The sequence below is a fragment of the Acidovorax sp. Root217 genome (assembly GCF_001428645.1).
Lineage (GTDB): Bacteria > Pseudomonadota > Gammaproteobacteria > Burkholderiales > Burkholderiaceae_C > Acidovorax.
In genome coordinates this window covers 262,619-280,248 of record NZ_LMIH01000005.1, presented here as the reverse complement: position 1 = coordinate 280,248, position 17,630 = coordinate 262,619, and the positions used below count along the sequence as shown (strand labels likewise).

General features: G+C 67.6%; 16 protein-coding genes. 8 read left to right on the top strand and 8 right to left on the bottom strand.

What is annotated here, in order from left to right; all coding sequences use genetic code 11:
* Positions 1–161: 161 nt before the first annotated feature.
* The 7 genes from lnt to ASE31_RS02855 all read right to left on the bottom strand — a co-directional run bounded on the left by lnt (position 162) and on the right by ASE31_RS02855 (position 7,009).
* Entirely contained in the window at positions 162–1,793 is a 1,632-nt protein-coding gene (lnt, locus tag ASE31_RS02885; protein WP_057200012.1) for an apolipoprotein N-acyltransferase, read from the bottom strand.
* Positions 1,793–2,668 carry an HlyC/CorC family transporter gene (locus tag ASE31_RS02880; protein WP_057200011.1) on the bottom strand — a complete coding sequence of 292 codons (876 nt, stop codon included), beginning with the start codon at positions 2,666–2,668 and terminating at the stop codon, positions 1,793–1,795. The genes lnt and ASE31_RS02880 overlap by 1 nt, the downstream gene beginning before the upstream one ends.
* 122 nt (positions 2,669–2,790) lie before the next feature.
* A complete protein-coding gene (locus ASE31_RS02875) occupies positions 2,791–3,522 on the bottom strand; it encodes a GNAT family N-acetyltransferase (RefSeq protein ID WP_057200010.1) in 732 nt (243 codons plus the stop codon).
* 278 nt (positions 3,523–3,800) lie between these two features.
* Positions 3,801–4,757 carry a hypothetical protein gene (locus tag ASE31_RS02870; RefSeq protein WP_057200009.1) on the bottom strand — a complete coding sequence of 319 codons (957 nt, stop codon included), beginning with the start codon at positions 4,755–4,757 and terminating at the stop codon, positions 3,801–3,803.
* Positions 4,754–5,587, bottom strand: a complete 834-nt coding sequence (locus tag ASE31_RS02865) for a hypothetical protein (protein ID WP_057200008.1) — start codon at positions 5,585–5,587, stop codon at positions 4,754–4,756. The genes ASE31_RS02870 and ASE31_RS02865 overlap by 4 nt, the downstream gene beginning before the upstream one ends.
* A complete protein-coding gene (locus ASE31_RS02860; protein WP_235514241.1) occupies positions 5,584–6,483 on the bottom strand; it encodes an ABC transporter ATP-binding protein in 900 nt (299 codons plus the stop codon). Before ASE31_RS02860 ends, ASE31_RS02865 begins: the two co-directional genes overlap by 4 nt.
* Before the next feature lie 43 nt (positions 6,484–6,526).
* Positions 6,527–7,009: an Lrp/AsnC family transcriptional regulator gene (locus ASE31_RS02855; RefSeq protein ID WP_057200007.1), complete on the bottom strand. Its 483-nt coding sequence runs from the start codon at positions 7,007–7,009 to the stop codon at positions 6,527–6,529.
* A 166-nt stretch (positions 7,010–7,175) separates the two neighbouring features.
* Here ASE31_RS02855 and ASE31_RS02850 point away from each other — a divergent pair, with 166 nt between their 5' ends.
* The 3 genes from ASE31_RS02850 (at position 7,176) to ASE31_RS02840 (ending at position 10,231) form a co-directional block, all read left to right on the top strand.
* The gene (locus ASE31_RS02850; protein WP_157412315.1) at positions 7,176–8,117 is read left to right on the top strand and encodes a triacylglycerol lipase; all 942 of its coding nucleotides are present in this window, start codon (positions 7,176–7,178) and stop codon (positions 8,115–8,117) included.
* Positions 8,118–8,136: 19 nt separating this feature from the next.
* Positions 8,137–9,132, top strand: coding sequence for a lipase secretion chaperone (locus ASE31_RS02845; protein ID WP_057200236.1), 996 nt, complete (start codon positions 8,137–8,139; stop codon positions 9,130–9,132).
* Between the two features lie 130 nt (positions 9,133–9,262).
* A complete protein-coding gene (locus ASE31_RS02840; protein WP_057200006.1) occupies positions 9,263–10,231 on the top strand; it encodes a tripartite tricarboxylate transporter substrate binding protein in 969 nt (322 codons plus the stop codon).
* Here the strand turns inward: ASE31_RS02840 and ASE31_RS02835 are convergent, their stop codons facing one another.
* Complete coding sequence (locus ASE31_RS02835; RefSeq protein WP_057200005.1) at positions 10,232–11,128, bottom strand: triacylglycerol lipase; 897 nt, start codon at positions 11,126–11,128, stop codon at positions 10,232–10,234.
* Between the two features lie 100 nt (positions 11,129–11,228).
* On the opposite strand from ASE31_RS02835, the gene ASE31_RS02830 reads away from it, so the two are divergent.
* From ASE31_RS02830 to ASE31_RS02810, 5 genes are all read left to right on the top strand, one after another.
* Positions 11,229–11,969, top strand: coding sequence for a hypothetical protein (locus tag ASE31_RS02830; protein WP_057200004.1), 741 nt, complete (start codon positions 11,229–11,231; stop codon positions 11,967–11,969).
* A gap of 64 nt (positions 11,970–12,033) precedes the next feature.
* Entirely contained in the window at positions 12,034–13,722 is a 1,689-nt protein-coding gene (locus tag ASE31_RS02825) for an AMP-binding protein (RefSeq protein WP_057200003.1), read from the top strand.
* Between the two features lie 283 nt (positions 13,723–14,005).
* On the top strand, positions 14,006–14,959 hold the full coding sequence (locus ASE31_RS02820; RefSeq protein ID WP_057200002.1) for a sugar ABC transporter substrate-binding protein: 954 nt from the start codon (positions 14,006–14,008) through the stop codon (positions 14,957–14,959).
* A 39-nt stretch (positions 14,960–14,998) separates the two neighbouring features.
* Positions 14,999–16,597: a sugar ABC transporter ATP-binding protein gene (locus ASE31_RS02815; protein ID WP_057200001.1), complete on the top strand. Its 1,599-nt coding sequence runs from the start codon at positions 14,999–15,001 to the stop codon at positions 16,595–16,597.
* Positions 16,594–17,589 carry an ABC transporter permease gene (locus ASE31_RS02810; RefSeq protein WP_057200000.1) on the top strand — a complete coding sequence of 332 codons (996 nt, stop codon included), beginning with the start codon at positions 16,594–16,596 and terminating at the stop codon, positions 17,587–17,589. The genes ASE31_RS02815 and ASE31_RS02810 overlap by 4 nt, the downstream gene beginning before the upstream one ends.
* Positions 17,590–17,630: the final 41 nt, after the last annotated feature.

The following is a 17,630-nucleotide window of genomic DNA, read 5'->3' as shown; positions in this document are numbered from 1 at the left end:
CGTGCTCCAGAACAGCGGCCACACCGCTTCAAATCATCGTTGTATCCAACACAAGCCCCCGCTTGCGGGCTCTATTATCAAGGCACGGCGAGCCTGTGCCGCGCATTGGCCTGCCAGGGCACTGGGGCACCCCTGCCGCAGCTGACCAGGATCAAGGCCCGCTACTCCCGAAAACCACCGTTTTTCGACCGCACCGCCCGGCCACGCCGACCCGCCCCGAGGGCCGCCACCAGCACGATGGCGGCCGCCAGCAGTGCCAGGGGAACCAGGCCCCAGCGCGACACCCAGAAGGCGTAGGGCGTGATGGCCCAGCCCTGCTGCGCATCCATTCCCCGGCCGTGCACCGCGCCCAGCAGCACGCCACGGGTGTGGCGCTCCAGCTGGTGCGTGACCACGCCCCGATGATCGATGATGGCCGTGGCACCGGTGTTGGTGGCGCGCACCATCGGGCGTTCGAACTCCAGCGCGCGCATGCGGCTGATGTGCAGGTGCTGGTCGATGGCCACCGTATTGCCGAACCAGCCGATGTTGCTGAAATTGACGAACACCGTGGGGGCGCCGGCCGGATCGGCAAAGCGCGCTCCCAGCTCCTCGCCAAACAGATCCTCGTAGCAGATGTTGGGGGCGATGCGCTGGCCCGCAAAGGCAAACGGCGCCTGGCCCAAGCCCCCCCGGTTGAAGTCCCCCAGGGGGATGTTCATCATCTGCGTGAACCACTTGAAGAAGGGCGGGATGAACTCGCCGAACGGCACCAGGTGGTGCTTGTCGTAGCGGTAGGGTTCGGCCAGCCCCGCCCGTGCACCCAGCACCGAGTTGGTGTAGCCCTCGCGCTCATCCCCCAGCGGAATGCCCAGCAGTACCGCCTGCGAGCCGCTGGCGTAGCGCTGGGCGATGCCTTCGAGGTAGCCCGGTATCAGCTGCTGCGGCAGCAGGGGAATGGCCGTCTCGGGCGCCACGACCAGGGGCGCGGTGGCACGCTCCAGTTGCTCGCGGTACCACTGCAATGCCATGGGAACACCCGAGCCCGGCTGGAATTTCTCGTCCTGCGGGATATTGCCCTGCAACAACGCCAGTTGCAGCGGGGCCGGTGCGCGCGCCGCAGGGGTGTGGCACAGCTCCACGGCGCAGTGGCGGTCCACCGTGGCCAGACCCAGCACCGCCAGCCCGCCCGCCACCAGGGCCCAGGCGCGCAGGCGGAGCAGATCGCTGGCGCGCGCCTGCACGAGCAGCATGGCGATGGCGGCCGCGACGAAGCACAGGCCGTAGACACCCACGTAGCGCGCCAGCGCCGCCAGCGGGCCATCCACATGGGCATAACCGCCGGCGCCCCAGGGAAAACCGGTCCAGAGCCAGCCGCGCGCCATCTCGGCCAGCGTCCAGAGCGCTGCGAACAGCAGCGCAGCGCCTACACGGTGCACCACGGCCAGCCGGCAGAAGACGCCGAGCGCGAGCGCGTAGTAGCTGGCCAGAAAGGCCGCCAGCCCCAGGATGGCAGCCACCGTGAGCGGCGCAGCCAGCCCGCCATAGGTGTGCATGGAGATATAGAGCCACCAGAAGGTGCCGCACAGCCAGGCGGTGGCAAAGGCAAAACCCAGCAGCGCGCCACGGCGCCCCGTGGGGACTCCCGCGCGCACTTGCCAGGCCAGCACGGCCAGCGATGCGATCTGCAGCCACCATTGGGGCTGCCCATTCCAGGGCAAGGCCAGCGAGGCCGCCTGCGCGAGCCCCGCCAGCACGGCGATCAGCACGGGCAAGGCAAGTCCGGATCCCTGCGTTCGGCGCGCCAACCCCATCAAGCGCCAGCCTGGCTCTCTTCGATCCGCGATACCTTGAACCAGCGCACGGCGCCGCCCTTGGTATGCAGCACCACGAAGTGCAGGCCACCGAGCTCCAACTGTTCGCCACGCTTGGGCACATGGCCCATCTCGTGGGCGATGAGGCCGCCGATGGTGTCGAATTGTTCCTCGGCATCGCTGCCCTGCAGCGTGACCTCGAAGGACTCGGCGACGCGTTCGATGGGCGTGTCGCCGCTCACGCGGTAGGTGCGGTCGGCCAGGGCGAAGATGTCGCCCGCATCCTCGGGGATGTCGAACTCGTCCTCGATCTCGCCCACGATCTGTTCGAGCACGTCTTCGATGGTGACGAGCCCTGCCACGCGGCCGAACTCGTCGATCACGATGGCCAGGTGGTTGCGATTGCCGCGAAACTCGCGCAGCAGGTCGTTGAGGCCCTTGCTCTCGGGCACGAACACGGCCGGGCGCAGCAGCGCGCGGATGTTCAGCTCGGGCGCCCGCTGCAGCTTGAGCAGGTCCTTGGCCATCAGGATGCCGATGATGTTCTCGCGCTCGCCCTGGTACACCGGAAAGCGCGAGTGCGCCGTGTTGATGACCAGGTACAGGAGCTCATCGAACGGCGCATCGATGTTGACGAGGTCCATGCGGGGCGCGGCCACCATCACGTCGCCCGCCGTCATGTCGGCCATGCGGATCACACGCTCGAGCATCACGCGCGACTCGGCGCCAATGACGTCGTTGTCCTCGGCCTCGGCCAGCGTTTCGATCAGCTCTTCGGTCGAGTCCGGTCCGGGGTGGATGAACTCGGCGACTTTCTGCAGGAAGGTGCGCTTGTCTTCCTTTTCGGGCAATCGCCCGGGGTGCGGGTCAGACACTGTCTTGGAGTGCAGGACGTGCGGTAGTGGAACAGGCCCCTAGGATAGCGGATTGTTGTGACATCGCCTGTCGTCCTGAGGCCAATCGGCGGTTGCAGGACCGCCTGCCCACGCTGTCCGGCCTATTCGGCGGACTGGTGGCGCGCATGCTGCACGCCGCTGCGCACTTCCTGCACGCTGGCCAGGAAGTCCCAGAACTGCTTGGCCTGGCGCTTGAGCTGGTAGTCCACCTCGGCGAACTGCTGCTCGACCAGTTCGGCCATCCGGGTGTCCAGGCTGGCCGGTGCGATCTGCAGGTAGGCCTCGGACTCCGAGCCGTCGCGGCGCACCTGAGCGCCGGCATTGCGGGCGATCTTGAGCATGGCGGTGTTTTCGGACAGCGCATGGATGAACACCATGTTCACCCCCTCGTTGCGGGCGTGCATCACGGCGCGCTCGAACAGGCGTGCACCGAAGCCTCGGCCCCGGGCCTGCTTGAGCACGGACACGCCGAACTCGGCGCAGTGCTTGTACTCAGGGTGCTCGGAGAACGCCAGATGCGCCATGGCGATGAGCTCCAGGCGCCGGTTGTAGATGCCGAAGATCTCGTCGCGGTTGAAGTCGAGCTGGTCCGCATAGCGGCGGATCTGCTCGTCGTTGGCAGCGTAGCCGAAGCGCAGATAGCGGTCAGCGGGCTCCAGCTGCAGCAGGTGGGCCGTGATGCGCTCGCGGTAAGAAGGGCCGAGCGAACGGATGGGAACCATCACCGGTGGAGACATTTTGTCCTCGCTCTCATGCGGACGCCCCGTGACCGGGCGCAGCATTCCCCGGCCTGCGTCCCAGGATGCCTTGAGCCAGTTTTTGGTAGCGGTCATGCTGCAAATATAAGGGTTTTCCCTAGGAATTTCCAGTGATTTTTGCTGCATTGCAGCAAAATAGTGAGGTGCGTCGAATTCCTTCGAAAAGTGGGATGACATGAAACACAGCCGGCACGGGATGCTCTCCATTTAATAGCAAAACGACCGGCATGCCGGTTGCGCACCAGCCCTGCGAGCCATCCGCCCGGCAGCGCCACGTTAAGCCTGTGGCGCACAGGATGCAAGAGCAACACCCCTGGCCACACGGGGACTGCCCGCTGTTGGCAGCTCGCCGTTCAAGGCATTTGGCGGGCCGGTGTGTCCTCGGCCTGCGATGTATAGGCCGACGACACGGGCACGGGCCTGGGCGCCGCAGCCGGCACGCCGCAGGCGTCAGGCAGGCCAAGGGCATCATCCCTGGCGCTGCCGCGCGCCTTCTCCAGCACGCTCGCACGGTCGACCGACACTGCGACGGAGTCCCCCAGTTGCAGAACCGCGCTTTGCAGGCCCTGGGTCTCCGATAGATCCAGTTTCCCGGCGAGGGCGTCCACCCGCAGTGAACGCATGCCGGCCGCTTGCACCTCCATCGACGCCGTGCCCCGGCGGGTGCGTTCCGCGCACTGGGCCGGGTCCTCGGCCACTGCGGGCACCACCCAGGTGCCACAGGGCCGGCACTGCGTGGACCACAGGTCCAGGTGTGTGACGGTGCCGCGTACGGCGATAGCCTGCCCGGCCACTTCCAGCCGCTCCACGGGGGCTTGCGCTTCGATACGGGCGCGTGCGAGTGCCAGGTGCCTGAACTGGGTGGGCAGAACGATCTGTTCCATCCACACGGCGGGTTTCCCAGGCCGTCTGGGCTGCGCACCGGCAGGCGCCGGCACGTCAGTCCAGTGCAGGACCAGCGTGTCGCCTTCGCGGGTGGCGGTGAGCCCCGGGAATTTTCCGGGCAGCGTCTCCGGACCATCGCCGTCCCCATGGCGCGACTGCACTGTGATCCGCACATCGGGCACATCGTCCAGCACCACGCGCACCGACAACCGCGAGGCATTGTCGCCCGCCTCCTCCAGCCGCAGACCGTTCACGCCCACCAGCGCCCGGGCCTCGACGGTGTAGGCGACGGCGGTGGGCTCCGGCCTCTTGAAGCGATCCATGCCGCTCGTGAACAGCAGCGTCCAGAACAGCAGCAGGGTTCCCAGAAAAAGCCAGCGCCCGCGCCGGGGCGGGGCACGCCGTGTGGCCACGGGGGTGCTCACCGCAGCTCCTTTTCTTTCAGGTGCACATAGGCCTGCAGCCACAGCAGCGCGGGCAGGCCGATCCACAGCAACGCGTTGATGGCATGGACGCCCGCATCCCGGGGCACGGCCCCGCTCGAAGACCACCAGGCAAACAGCACCTCACCCCGCACACCCGCCACGGAGCACACCAGCGCCGTGAGCACGAACAGCGCAAAGCCCAACGCCAGGGTCTTGAGCAAAGAGGCGCGCGCATAGTAGAGCGAGCCCGCCACGGCAAAGGCCTGCAGGGCCCAGAAAGCGACCAGAAAGCCTGCCTGCTGGGGCACCGGCATGGCCTGCCGGGCGGCCATCTTCGCCAGCGGCACGAAGAGCGCATAGTCCTCGGGCTTGAAGGTCTGCGGCTCCAGGGCCGAGCGCACTGCGATGACCATCTGCTGCACGGGCCAGGAGATCGCCAGGAACAGCAGGCTGTAGGCCAGCGGGTAGGCCATGGCCACCACCACGGCGCACAGCAGCCATTTCTCGAACACCGACGCGGGCCGCATCAATGCCAGCAAGGCCGACTCGCGCTGCGCCATGGCCCCGAAATAGCGCCCGGCGAACACGAAGCCCGTGAGAAACAAGCCCCCAAAGTACAGCGAGACCTGCACCGCGGTTTGGAACGCAGAAAAGCCTGAAACCCCCAGCAAGAACAGCAGCAGCGCGATGTAGAGCATTCCGCACACCAGCAGGTGCGCCAGGTACTGGGGCCGCTGCTCGGCCCACTGGGCCCGCGCAAGGCGCCACCAGCGCGCCCACGAAAAAGTGGGCGATTCCGGGGCGCGCACAGGGATGAATTCGATGTTCATGCCTGCTCCACGGACAAGCCCGTCTGCTGCGCCGGCACCAGCGCCGCCAGCATGCCATCGCGGTTGAGGCTCAGTGCCTTGTAGAGCAGCTCCAGCTGCATCGCCCCGCCAGCCAGCGGAGCCTCTGCATCGGATCGGGAATGCCGCGCCACATAGGCAGTCTGCTGGCCGATGCGCTCCTGGTACAGCAGGTCCTGCGCGGCAGGCAAATCCTGCGCGCCGCTCGCCACGCCGGTGCGCAGCACGCCGGCGAGATCGGCCATGCGCGCCGACAGGGCCAGTTGCCCCTGGTCAATGAACCAGATGTGGCTCAGTATGCTTTCGAGGTCGTGCGCCTGGTGGGTACTGATGAGCACGGCGCGCTCGGCATGCTCGGGGCGCTGCATCAGACGACGGAACTGGCCGCGGCCGACGATGTCCAGCCCGTTGGTGGGCTCGTCCATCAGCAGCAGCGGCGTACCCGTCGCCAGCGCGAAGGCGATCGCCGCCTTCTTCCTCTGCCCCAGGCTCATGGCCTCGAAGCGACTGGCGGTGGGCACCTCGAGCTCGGCCAGGTATTCGCCGAACAGAGCCGTGGAAAAGCGCGGGTAGAACACGCCTTGCGTGTCTGCCAACTGGCCCGTGGTCAGATTGGGCAGGTGGAATTCCTCGGGGACGATGTAGACACTGGCCAGGAAGTCCGCCGCTCGCTGGCGGGGCACCTGGCCCATCACCCGCACCTGCCCGCCCCAGGGCGTGAGCAGCCCGCACAGGAGCTTGAGCAAGGTGGACTTGCCACTGCCGTTGCGCCCGAAAAGGCCGTAGATGCCGGGCTGGCGCACCTCTGCGCAGAACCCCTGGTAGAGCGCGTTGCGGCCGTAGCCGAAGTGCAGGTCGTCGATGGCGATCATGGGCATCCGTGAAACACCTCCCTCGGCATGGGAGCAGGCCCGCGGATTCTCACACGGGCACGGCCGTGGTCGCCTTCACACGGTCCAGCACGAAGCTGGTCTTGCAGTCCTGCACGCTGGGGTGCTTGAGCAGCGTGTCCATGATGAAGCGGCTGTAGTGCGCCATGTCGGCCACCACCACGCGCAGCAGGTAGTCCATCTCGCCCGTGAGCGAGGCACATTCGACCACTTCGGGCCAGGTCTGCACGCTCGCGCGGAACACGTCCATGGGGTTGCGCTTGTGGCTCTCGGTGTGCTTTTCCAGGCGCACGTTGAGGTAGGCGGTGAGCCCCAGGCCCACGGCCTCGGGCGGCACCAGGGCCACATAGCGCGCGATCACGCCGCTGTCTTCGAGCCGCTTGACCCGGCGCAGGACGGCGCTGGGCGACAGGCCCACCTGCTCGCCGATCACGTCGTAGGTTTCCCTGCCGTTTTCCTGCAAACGGCGCAGGATTGCTCGATCCAGCTTGTCAAGTGCGTTGAAAGCAGTCATGGCGCAGGATTCTACGAAATTGGCGTCGACCGCGATGGCCCTTCACCAAACTCGGGTATGTCCCGATAGTGACACCAGGGGCTGCCAAAGAACAATGAATACCGCAAAAACGAACGGTCGTTCTTTTTTGTGAGAACCAAAAATATCCATCAACGGAGACAAGCACATGACAGGTTTCTTTGGCCGCCTTCTGCGGCGACTGGCGCTCGCCGCCACGGCATCGACACTGCTCCTCGGGGCCAGTGCCCACGCACAGGCCGGGTACACGCAGACGCGCTACCCCATCGTGCTGGTGCACGGCCTTTTCGGCTTCGACTCGGCGCTGGGCGTGGACTACTTCTACGGCATTCCCGACGCGCTGCGCCAGGGCGGCGCCAAGGTCTACGTGGCCCAGGTTTCGGCAGCCAACAGCACCGAAGTGCGCGGCGAGCAATTGCTGGCCCAGGTGAAGAACATCCTGGCCATCACCGGCGCAGCCAAGGTGAACCTGGTGGGGCACTCGCATGGCGGCCCCACCGCGCGCTACGTGGCCGGCGTGGCCCCGGGCAAGATCGCCTCGGTGACCTCGGTGGGCGGCGTGAACCGCGGCTCGCGCGTGGCCGACATCCTGCGCGGCGTGGCGCCGGCGGGTTCGGTGTCCGAAACCGTCGCCAGCGGCGCGGCATCGGCCCTGGTGGCGCTGATCAACCTGACCTCGGGCGGCTCAGGCCTGCCGCAGATGCCCACGGCTGCGCTCGATTCGCTCACCACCGCCGGCTCGGCCGCGTTCAACCGCCGCTTCCCGCAGGGCGTTCCCACGGCCGGCTGTGGCAATGGCGCCGAGCTGGTCAACGGCGTGCGCTATTACTCCTGGACGGGTACCAAGACCCTGACCAATGTGCTGGACGCCAGCGACGCGCTGCTGGGCGTGTTGGGCCTGGTCTTCGGCGAAGCCAACGACGGCCTGGTCTCGGCCTGCTCTTCGCGCCTGGGCACCCACCTGGGCGACTACCGCCAGAACCACCTCGATGAAGTGAACCAGCTCGTGGGCCTGCGCGACTGGTTCTCGACCGACCCGGTCACGCTGTACCGCCAGCAGGCCAACCGCCTCAAGGCGGCCGGCCTGTGATTTTGCGATGATCGCCGCCATGGACCGTTTCCCCCGCCCTGCCGTAACCGCTGCCATCGTGCTGGCGTTGCTGGTCGCGGCCGTGCTCGGGTGGCGGGCCTGGCGTGCCGAGGCGAGCCAGGACACCGGTCCTGGCGCCATCGCGGCCTTGCCTGCGGCAGGCGCGGCGGCGCCCCCCGGCCGCACGGCATCGGCAGCGCTCACACCGGCTTCCGCAGCCCTCGCCGCTGCCCCGGCCGCCTCTTCGACAGCCGGGGGGGCCGACCCCTTGCTGGTGCCCGGCCTGCGCAACACGCTGGAGGCCCTCCTCTTCGAAGCCGGCGAAGCCAGCGATCCCGAAGCGCTCAAGCAACGCCTGGCGCAACTGGTGGGCAAGCATTTCCCCGCCGAACTGGCCACGCGCGCCCTGGCCCTGACCGAGCGCTATGTGGACTACCGCGTGGCACTGGGCGCCTTGTCGGCCCCCCGCGACCCCGGTGATCCGCGCGCATTGCGCGAGGCCATGGAGGCGCGCCAGAAGATCCGGCAGCAGCACTTCCAGGACGAAGAGTACGACGCCCTGTTTGCACAGGAGGCCGAACTCGACCGCTACACCCTGGCGCGCCTGGAGATCGCGCGCAATACCCAGCTGACGCCGCAGCAGCGTGACAGCGCGCTGCGCGCCACCGAAGCCGAACTCGCTCCCGAGCGCCGTGCCGAGCGCGCTGCAGCCACGGCCCACATGGATGCCGCCGCGCAGACGGCCGCCTTCAACGCCCAGGGCGTGGGCGATTTCCAGCGCCACACGGCGCGCAGCGCACAGTTCGGGGAGCAGGCCGCCCATGCCCTGGCGCAACTGGACCGCGAGGAGCAGCAGTGGCAAAGCCGGCTCGACGAACTCAGCCAGGCGCGCACCGGACAGGGTGAGGCGGCGGCTCAGGCACTGCGCCAGCAGCTGTTCACGCCGGAAGAACTGCAGCGCGTGGATGCCGCCCTGGCGTTGCGTGCACTCCAGGGCGGAATTCCCGTCCGCTGAAGCGGGGCACAGCCAATCGCCTCTTGAGCGCGTTCCACCTGCACAGGCGGTTTGACCACTCGGTAAGTAACAAAGGGTAAACCCTGTACACGTGCATATACTGCGCACTCCGGAAATCAAGAGGATCCCGATGTCGCTCCGTAGCACCTTGTTCAGTGTGGCCCTGGCCATGGCGGCCACCGCCGCCATGGCCCAGACCCCTTCCGCCCCGATGACCATCGTGGTGCCCTACCCTGCGGGCGGCCCTCTGGACACCTCGGCCCGCATCATCGCGGAAGGCGCAGCTGCGCAACTGGGAGCCATCAAGGTGGAGAACAAGCCCGGCGCCGGCGGCGGCACCGGCGCCGACCTGGTGGCCAAGTCACCGGCCGGCAGCAACCAGTTGCTGATGGGCGCCGTGGCTACCCATGCAGTGAACCCCTGGCTGTACAAGAACTTCCCGTACAACGCCATCAAGGACTTCAAGCCCATCGCACTTGTGGCCCGCACACCCAACGTGCTGGTCGTGAACGCGGAGCAGGCAGCCAAGCTGGGCATCAAGACCACGCCCGACCTGGTGCAGTACCTCAAGAAAAACCCCGACCAGGCCAAGTACGGTTCGGGCGGCAACGGCAGCATCGGCCATATCTCGGCCGAGATGTTCAAGTCGCTGACCAATACCAAGATGGGCCACACGCCCTTCCAGGGCTCGAACCCGGCGCTGGCAGCGCTGCAGTCTGGCCAGGTGCTGATGGTGTTCGACAACCTCGCGTCGGCGCTGCCGCACATCCGCTCGGGCAAGCTGCACGCGCTGGGCGTGACCACCCTGAGCCGCAGCGACGCGCTGCCGCAGGTTCCCAGCATCAACGATGCCGTGCAGGGCTTCAACGTCTCGACCTGGTTCGGGCTGTTCGCACCGGCATCGCTGCCGCAGACCGATGCGCAGCGCTACGCGGCGGCCTTCACGGCCGCCATGCAGTCGGCGGCCGGCAAAGAGAAGTTCAAGCAGATGGGCATCACCCCCGAGGAGCTCACGCTGGACGGGTTCGCGCAGTTCGTGCGCTCGGAAAACAGCAAGTACGAGTTCCTGATCCGGGCCGCGAAGATCAAGATCGAATAGTCAGTCCCTGCCGATCTCGGTCAGGCAGGCGGCCATCACTTCGGGGTGCAGTGCCATCTGCACATGCGCCAGGCCGTCGAGGAAGCGGTTGTCCGCCCCCGCAAGGGTCGCGGTGCTGGCCGGGAAGACGATGTTGTCGCAGTTGGAATACCAGCAGGTGAAGCGCTGCGCCCGCCCCTGCGGCTCCACGCTCAGCAGGCCCTTCACCCAGTCGCCCGCCAGGCTCATCTGGCGGCCGTTGACGGCGCGGCTGAAGCGCCCGAGCCACGTGCCGCCGTGCGGCGTACCCAGGGTCAGGATGCGGTGCACGCGCGCATCGGCCGCATGCACGCGCAGCCAGGCGCGCACCGCCAAGCCACCCATGCTGTGGCACAGCAACACCGGTGCCATGCCGGTGGCAGCCGTCACGCGCAGCACGGCGTCCTCGATGATCGCGGCATAGTCGTCGATGGAGCCCATCACCGGCTCCAGGTTCACCGCCACATGGGCATGGCCCTGCGCCTGAAGCGGCGCATACCAGGGTAGCCACAGCCCCCGGTTGCACATGAAACCGTGCACCAGCACCACGCCGCGGCGGCCCGTCGCCTGGCCCGGCAGCCAGTCCCCCACCGCCTGATGGCGAAACGGCTGGCGCCAGCAGAACACGGCCAGCGATACCCATATCTCGGCCCACCAGGCGCCGACCACCTGGGACAGGCGCGCCCGTGGCGCGGGATCGCGCCGGTTGAGCCGGTGCATGAGCACGAACTCGATGGCCATCACCAGCCAGAACAAGGCCAGGGGCAACAGCGCACCGGCCAGCGCCCGCGCGGGGGATTGTGGCCACTGCCAGGCCAGCCAGGCGGCTTCAGCCAGCGCAAGAATCAGGAGAAGGATTTTTTGCCCGTGCGCAATCATGATTTGAATGGAGTTGTTTCCCGTCAACGACGCTGTGCAAGACCATTTTGAACAGGTTCTAATGGCGTCGCTGCATTGTGCGGCCTCAGGAGACGGACCTATGGACGCGGCCCAGACCATCCGCGACAGCATTGCCGATGTCAACGCGCTGCGCCTGCACCGCACGGGGGATGCGCCCCTGGGGGCAGTGGTGGCCACCGTCAAAACGCTGCAGGCGCGCCGCTTTGCCGGCACCTATGCCGACCTGATGGCGTCGCCCGCGTTTGGTCCGGCAGCGCGCTTCTTTCTGGAGGAGCTCTACAGCGACAAAGACTACACGGCCCGCGACCAGCAGTTCGCCCGCATCGCAGGGACACTGCAGACCATGTTTCCCCGCCCCGTGGTGGACACCGCCGTGGCGCTGGCCGTGCTGCATGCCCAGACCGAGAACCTTGACCAGGACATGGGCCGCGCCTGGCTGCAGGCCGATGCCGCCGCACCCGAAGCCCCCCGCTACGCCGCCGCATGGCGCGCCGTGGGCCAGCGCACCGGACGCGAGCAGCAACTGGCGCGGGTGCTGGCCATGGGGCGCGACCTGGCGCGCCTGACCCGCACGCCCGGCCTGCGCACCATGCTGCGCATGATGCGCGGGCCTGCCACGGCAGCCGGCATGGGTGCCTTGCAGCAGTTTCTCGAAGCCGGATTCGACACCTTCGGCCAGCTGGCACGCCAGCGCGGCGCGGTCGAGCAGTTCCTGGCCACCATCGAGCAGCGCGAGCAGGCACTGATGCACCTGCTGTTCGACGGCGATGCTGTCACCTCGGGGACCGAACTGGCCCGCACCCTAGGACAAGCCCGATAGCTGATTGCCCCCTCGCGCTTTGACAATCTGTGCCCAACACTTACTGGCGAGCAAGGAAAAGCGCATGGAAAAGATCTGGCTCAAGAGCTACCCCCCGGGCGTCCCGCACGACGTGAAGCCCGAGCAATACCGCTCTGTGGCCCATATGCTGGAGGAGTCCTTCCGCAAGAACGCATCGAGCCCCTTCTCGGTCTGCATGGACCAGTGGATGACCTACGGCGAGCTCGATCGCCTGTCCGGCGCCATGGGCGCCTACCTGCAGGGCCTGGGGCTTGAGCCCGGGGCCCGTGTGGCCATCATGCTGCCCAACGTGCCCCAGTTCGGCGTGACCATGGCCGCCGTGCTGCGCGCCGGCTACACCTGCGTGAACGTGAATCCGCTGTACACCGCGCGCGAGCTGCAGCACCAGCTCAAGGACTCGGGTGCCACGGCCATCGTGATCCTGGAAAATTTTGCCCACACGCTGGCCGAGGTGATCGACAACACGGCCGTGAAGCATGTGGTCATGGCCTCGATGGGCGACCTGCTCGGCCCGTGGTTCGGCCGCTGGATCACGTTTGCCGTGCGCCACCTGGCGAAGATGGTGCCGGCCTACGAGCTGCCGCTGACCAACGGCCGCAAGGTGGTCCCGTTCAAGAAGGCACTCGCCCTGGGCGAGCGCCGCACGCTGGCGCCCAGCCAGGCCACGCTCGACTCGATCGCCTTCCTGCAGTACACGGGCGGCACCACCGGCCTGTCCAAGGGCGCGGTGCTCACCCACCGCTGCATCGTCGCCGCCACGCTGCAGGCCGAGGCCTGGTTCACCCCCGCCCTGTCCAAGGTCGGCGACCTCAGCCGCGCCAACAGCATTGCTGCGCTGCCGCTGTACCACATCTTCGCGCTCACGCTGTGCCTGCTGGCCATCCGCCAGGGCTCCAGCCTCACGCTGATCCCGAACCCGCGCGACATCCCCAAGTTCGTGGCTGAGCTCAAGAAGCGCCCCTTCCACATGCTGCCCGCCGTGAACACCTTGTTCAACGCGCTGCTGCAGAACCCGCAGTTCCGCACACTCGACTTCTCGCACCTGTGCGTGTCGCAGGCCGGGGGCATGGCCGCGTCGGAGGGCACGGCCAAGCAATGGCAGAAGCTCACGGGCAGCACCATGATCGAGGGCTGGGGCATGAGCGAAACCTGCGCCATCGGCACCAACAACCCGGTGACCAACACCGAGTTCAGCGGCAGCATCGGCTTGCCGCTGCCGGGCATCGACATTGCCATCAAGGACGACGCAGGCAACAGCCTGGCGCAGGGTGAGTCGGGCGAAATCTGCATCCGCGGCCCGAACGTGATGACCGGCTACTACAACCAGCCCGAGGAGAACGCCAAGGCCTTCACGGCCGACGGCTTCATGCGCACGGGCGACATCGGCATCATGGACGAGCGCGGCTACACGCGCATCATCGACCGCAAGAAGGACATGATCCTGGTCAGCGGCTTCAACGTCTTCCCCAACGAACTCGAGCAGGTCGTCTCGCTGTGCCCCGGCGTGGTGGAGTGCGCGGCCATCGGCATCCCCGACGAGAAGCAGGGCGAGGCGATCAAGATCTTCGTCATCAAGAGCGACCCTGCCCTGAGCGAGGAAGACGTGGCCCGCTTCTGCCAGGAGAACCTGACCGGCTACAAGCGCCCCAAGTACATCGAGTTCCGCGACGAACTGCCCAAGAGCAATGTGGGCAAGATCCTGCGGCGCGAGCTGCGCGCGCCCACGGCATAGCACCTCGGCCGGCGCTGGCCACCCCATTTTCCAGGGCGCTTCGGCGCCCTTTTTTTCGGCTCCCCGGTATGCCCAGTGGATGCGTCCCGAGGCACCTCGACTGCGCTTCGCGCATCGCACTTTTTAGGGTAATCCCCGATTAGCAATCGTTTGCGCAAACGATTGCGGGCGCTATGATTGCCAGGCGACACAGCACTGGCTTGGTACGCCACCGGGGCTCTCGCGCAATTTCGCGCGGCTTTTCGGTGGCCGTGCCTTGCCCACCATTCCAACAGGAGACACCATGCAGTTCACCCGCCGTTCCGTTCAGACCGCCGCCACCATTGCCGTGCTCGGCGGCATGCTTGCCAGCCCCGTCTGGGCGCAGGACAAGCCCAAGATCGCGCTGGTCATGAAGTCGCTGGCCAACGAGTTCTTCCGCACCATGGAAGACGGCGCCAAGGCGCACCAGAAGGCCCACGCCACCGAGTACACGCTGGTGGCCAATGGCATCAAGAACGAGACCGACACGGCTGCGCAGATCAAGATGATCGAGCAGGCCGTGGCGCAGAAGGTCAGCGCCATCGTGCTCGCCCCGGCCGACTCCAAGGCCCTGGTGCCGGCCGTCAAGGCCGCCGTGGACAAGGGCATCATCGTGGTCAACATCGACAACCGGCTGGACGGCGATGCCCTGAAGGAAAAGAACCTGACCGTGCCCTTCGTCGGCCCGGACAACCGCGCCGGCGCCAAGCTGGTGGGCGAGCACCTGGCCAAGTCCCTCAAGTCGGGCGACAAGGTGGGCATCATCGAGGGCGTGTCGACCACTTTCAACGCGCAGCAGCGCACCCTGGGCTACAAGGACGCCATGCAGGCCGCCGGCATCACCGTGGTGGGCGTGCAGTCGGGCCAGTGGGAAATCGAGAAGGGCAACACCGTGGCCGCCGGCATGCTGCGCGAGCACCCCGACCTCACGGCCCTGCTGGCCGGCAACGACAGCATGGCGCTGGGCGTGGTCGCCGCCGTCAAGGCCGCGGGCAAGGCGGGCAAGGTGCAGGTGGTGGGCTATGACAACATCGGCGCCATCAAGCCCATGCTGGCCGATGGCCGCGTGCTGGCCACCGCCGACCAGTACGCCGCCAAGCAGGCCGTGTTTGGCATCGAGCTGGCGCAAAAGGCGATTGCCGCCAAGACGCCCCAGGCCCAGTTGCCCGCCGAGGTGAAGACCGACGTGGTGCTGGTCACCAAGGGCAGCAAGTAAACGGCCGCTCTCAGCCGCCACTCCCAGCCGCTGGACGATATGAACAGACCTGCCTCCCAAGCCCCTGCCGCGCCGCTGCTGTGCATCGACGCAGTGGGCAAGGACTACACCGCCACCGTGCTCGACAGCATCACGCTCGCGCTCAACGCCGGCGAGGTGCTGGCGCTCACGGGGGAGAACGGTGCGGGCAAGAGCACCCTGTCCAAGATCGTCTGCGGGCTGGAATCGGCCACGCGCGGCGGCATGCGCCTGGCCGGCGAGACCTACGCCCCTGCCTCGCGCCGCGAGGCCGAGCGCCTGGGCGTGCGCATGGTGATGCAGGAGCTGGGCCTGGTGCCCACGCTCACCGTGGCCGAGAACCTGCTCATGGGCCGCCTGCCGCACCGCGCGGGCTGGTTGCGGCGCGATGCACTGCATACCGCTGCGCGCGCGCAACTGGCCAAGATCGGCCTGGACAGCATCGACCCCGCCACGCCCGTGTCGCAACTGGGCATAGGCCAGCAGCAGATGGTGGAGATTGCGCGCAACCTGCAGGACGACACACGCATCCTGGTGCTCGACGAGCCCACCGCCATGCTCACCCCGCGCGAGACCAGCTACCTGTTCGACCAGATCGCGCGCCTCACGGCGCGCGGCGTGGCCATCGTCTACGTGTCGCACCGGCTGGAAGAGCTGCGCCGCATTGCCGACCGCGTGGCCGTGCTGCGCGATGGCCGCCTGGTGGACGCGCGCCCCATGGCCGGCATGAGCGAGGACGACCTGGTGCAGCGTATGGTGGGCCGCTCCGTCAGCGACCTGGAGCACCGCCCGCGCCGCGCCGCCGGCCCGGTGGTGATGAGCGCCCAGGGCATCGGCCGGGGCACGGCGGTGCAGGACGTGAGCCTGGAGCTGCGCGCTGGCGAGGTGTTCGGCATTGCGGGCCTGGTGGGCTCGGGCCGCACCGAGCTCGTGCGGCTGCTGTTCGGCGCGGACCGCGCCGACCGGGGCAGCGTCATGCTGCACCCCGATCCGAACACTGCGGCAGGCGCCACCCCGAGCGTGCTGCCGCGCGGCTTTGCCTCACCGATGCAGGCCATCGCGGCCGGCGTGGGCCTGGTCACCGAGGACCGCAAGTCCCAGGGCCTGCTACTGGGCCAGTCCATCCGCATCAATGCCACGTTGTCCGACCTGTCCGCCATCTCGCGCGCAGGCTGGCTGCAGCGCGCCAAGGAAAACCGCTTGGTGCAGGGATTCGTCCAGACACTGGGCATTCGCTGCCGCAGCCCCGAACAACCCGTGGGCACGCTCTCGGGCGGTAACCAGCAGAAGGTGGTGTTCGCACGCTGGCTGCACCGCGAAGGCCGGGTGCTGCTGCTCGACGAACCCACGCGTGGCGTGGACGTGGGGGCACGCGCCGAACTCTATGGCGAACTCGACCGCATGGCCGCCAGCGGGCGTGCACTGCTCATGGTTTCGTCCGACCTGCGCGAGCTGATGGCCATGGCCGACCGCATCGGCGTGATGAGCGCCGGCCGCCTGGTGGCCGTGTTCGAGCGCGGGCAGTGGTCCGAGCAATCGCTGCTGGCCGCTGCATTCTCCGAGCCCGGTGGCCGCGAAGCCCCTGGCCATTCATCCTCTTCCAGTCCCGCCACCGTATGAACGCCCCCGCATCCCCTGCCGCTGTCGCTGTTGCAGCACCCCGCCCCACGCCCGCCTGGCGCAGCCAGCTGGGCACCTACCTCGGGCTGATGGCCGTGCTGGCGGGCATGGTGGCGCTGTTCTCCACCCTTTCCGACTACTTCTGGAGCGTGGAGACTTTCGTCACCATCGCCAACGAGATCCCGGCGCTGGCCGTGATGGCCGTGGGCATGACCTTCGTGCTGATCATCGCCGGCATCGACCTCTCGGTGGGCTCGGTGATGGCGCTGGCCGCCGCCACCTCGGCCGCAGCCATCGTGCAGTGGAAATGGAGCGTGCCTGCCGCCGCGCTGCTGGCGCTGGCCACGGGCCTGATTTGTGGCACCGTGACCGGGGCCGTGTCGGTGGCGTGGCGCCTGCCGTCTTTCATCGTCTCGCTGGGCATGCTCGAGGCCGTGCGCGGCGGGGCCTACGTGGTGACCGATTCGCGCACACAGTACGTGGGCGACGCGATCTCATGGCTGTCCGCGCCGATGCTCGGCGGCATCTCGGTGGCCTTTCTGATCGCGCTGGCGCTGGTGGTAGTGGCGCAGTTGGTGCTCACGCGCACGGTGTTCGGCCGCTGCGTGGTCGGCATTGGCACCAACGAGGAGGCCATGCGCCTGGCCGGTGTGGACCCACGGCCCATCCGCGTCATCGTGTTTGCCGTGACCGGTCTGCTGGCCGGCCTGGCCGGGTTGATGCAGTCGGCACGCCTGGAGGCGGCCGACCCCAATGCCGGCACGGGCATGGAGCTGCAGGTGATTGCCGCCGTGGTGATCGGCGGCACCAGCCTGATGGGCGGGCGCGGCTCGGTGGTGAACACCGCCTTCGGCGTACTGATCATTGCAGTGCTGGAGGCCGGCCTGGCGCAGGTGGGTGCCAGCGAGCCGAGCAAGCGCATCATCACGGGGGTGGTGATCGTCGCGGCGGTCATCGTGGACACCTTGCGCCAGCGGCGCGCGGCGGCCTGAACCTTCCATCTCCCCACGAATTCCCTGTCTCACCATTTTCT

Coding starts and splice junctions, on each gene's coding strand:
- ASE31_RS02840 (WP_057200006.1), top strand. CDS start 9,263: ATGTCGCTCCGTAGCACCTTGTTCAGTGTGGCCCTGGCCATGGCGGCC.
- ASE31_RS02850 (WP_157412315.1), top strand. CDS start 7,176: ATGACAGGTTTCTTTGGCCGCCTTCTGCGGCGACTGGCGCTCGCCGCC.
- ASE31_RS02860 (WP_235514241.1), bottom strand. CDS start 6,483: ATGCCCATGATCGCCATCGACGACCTGCACTTCGGCTACGGCCGCAAC.
- ASE31_RS02845 (WP_057200236.1), top strand. CDS start 8,137: ATGGACCGTTTCCCCCGCCCTGCCGTAACCGCTGCCATCGTGCTGGCG.
- ASE31_RS02875 (WP_057200010.1), bottom strand. CDS start 3,522: ATGACCGCTACCAAAAACTGGCTCAAGGCATCCTGGGACGCAGGCCGG.
- ASE31_RS02820 (WP_057200002.1), top strand. CDS start 14,006: ATGCAGTTCACCCGCCGTTCCGTTCAGACCGCCGCCACCATTGCCGTG.
- ASE31_RS02865 (WP_057200008.1), bottom strand. CDS start 5,587: ATGAACATCGAATTCATCCCTGTGCGCGCCCCGGAATCGCCCACTTTT.
- ASE31_RS02855 (WP_057200007.1), bottom strand. CDS start 7,009: ATGACTGCTTTCAACGCACTTGACAAGCTGGATCGAGCAATCCTGCGC.
- ASE31_RS02815 (WP_057200001.1), top strand. CDS start 14,999: ATGAACAGACCTGCCTCCCAAGCCCCTGCCGCGCCGCTGCTGTGCATC.
- ASE31_RS02810 (WP_057200000.1), top strand. CDS start 16,594: ATGAACGCCCCCGCATCCCCTGCCGCTGTCGCTGTTGCAGCACCCCGC.
- ASE31_RS02835 (WP_057200005.1), bottom strand. CDS start 11,128: ATGATTGCGCACGGGCAAAAAATCCTTCTCCTGATTCTTGCGCTGGCT.
- ASE31_RS02825 (WP_057200003.1), top strand. CDS start 12,034: ATGGAAAAGATCTGGCTCAAGAGCTACCCCCCGGGCGTCCCGCACGAC.
- lnt (WP_057200012.1), bottom strand. CDS start 1,793: ATGGGGTTGGCGCGCCGAACGCAGGGATCCGGACTTGCCTTGCCCGTG.
- ASE31_RS02830 (WP_057200004.1), top strand. CDS start 11,229: ATGGACGCGGCCCAGACCATCCGCGACAGCATTGCCGATGTCAACGCG.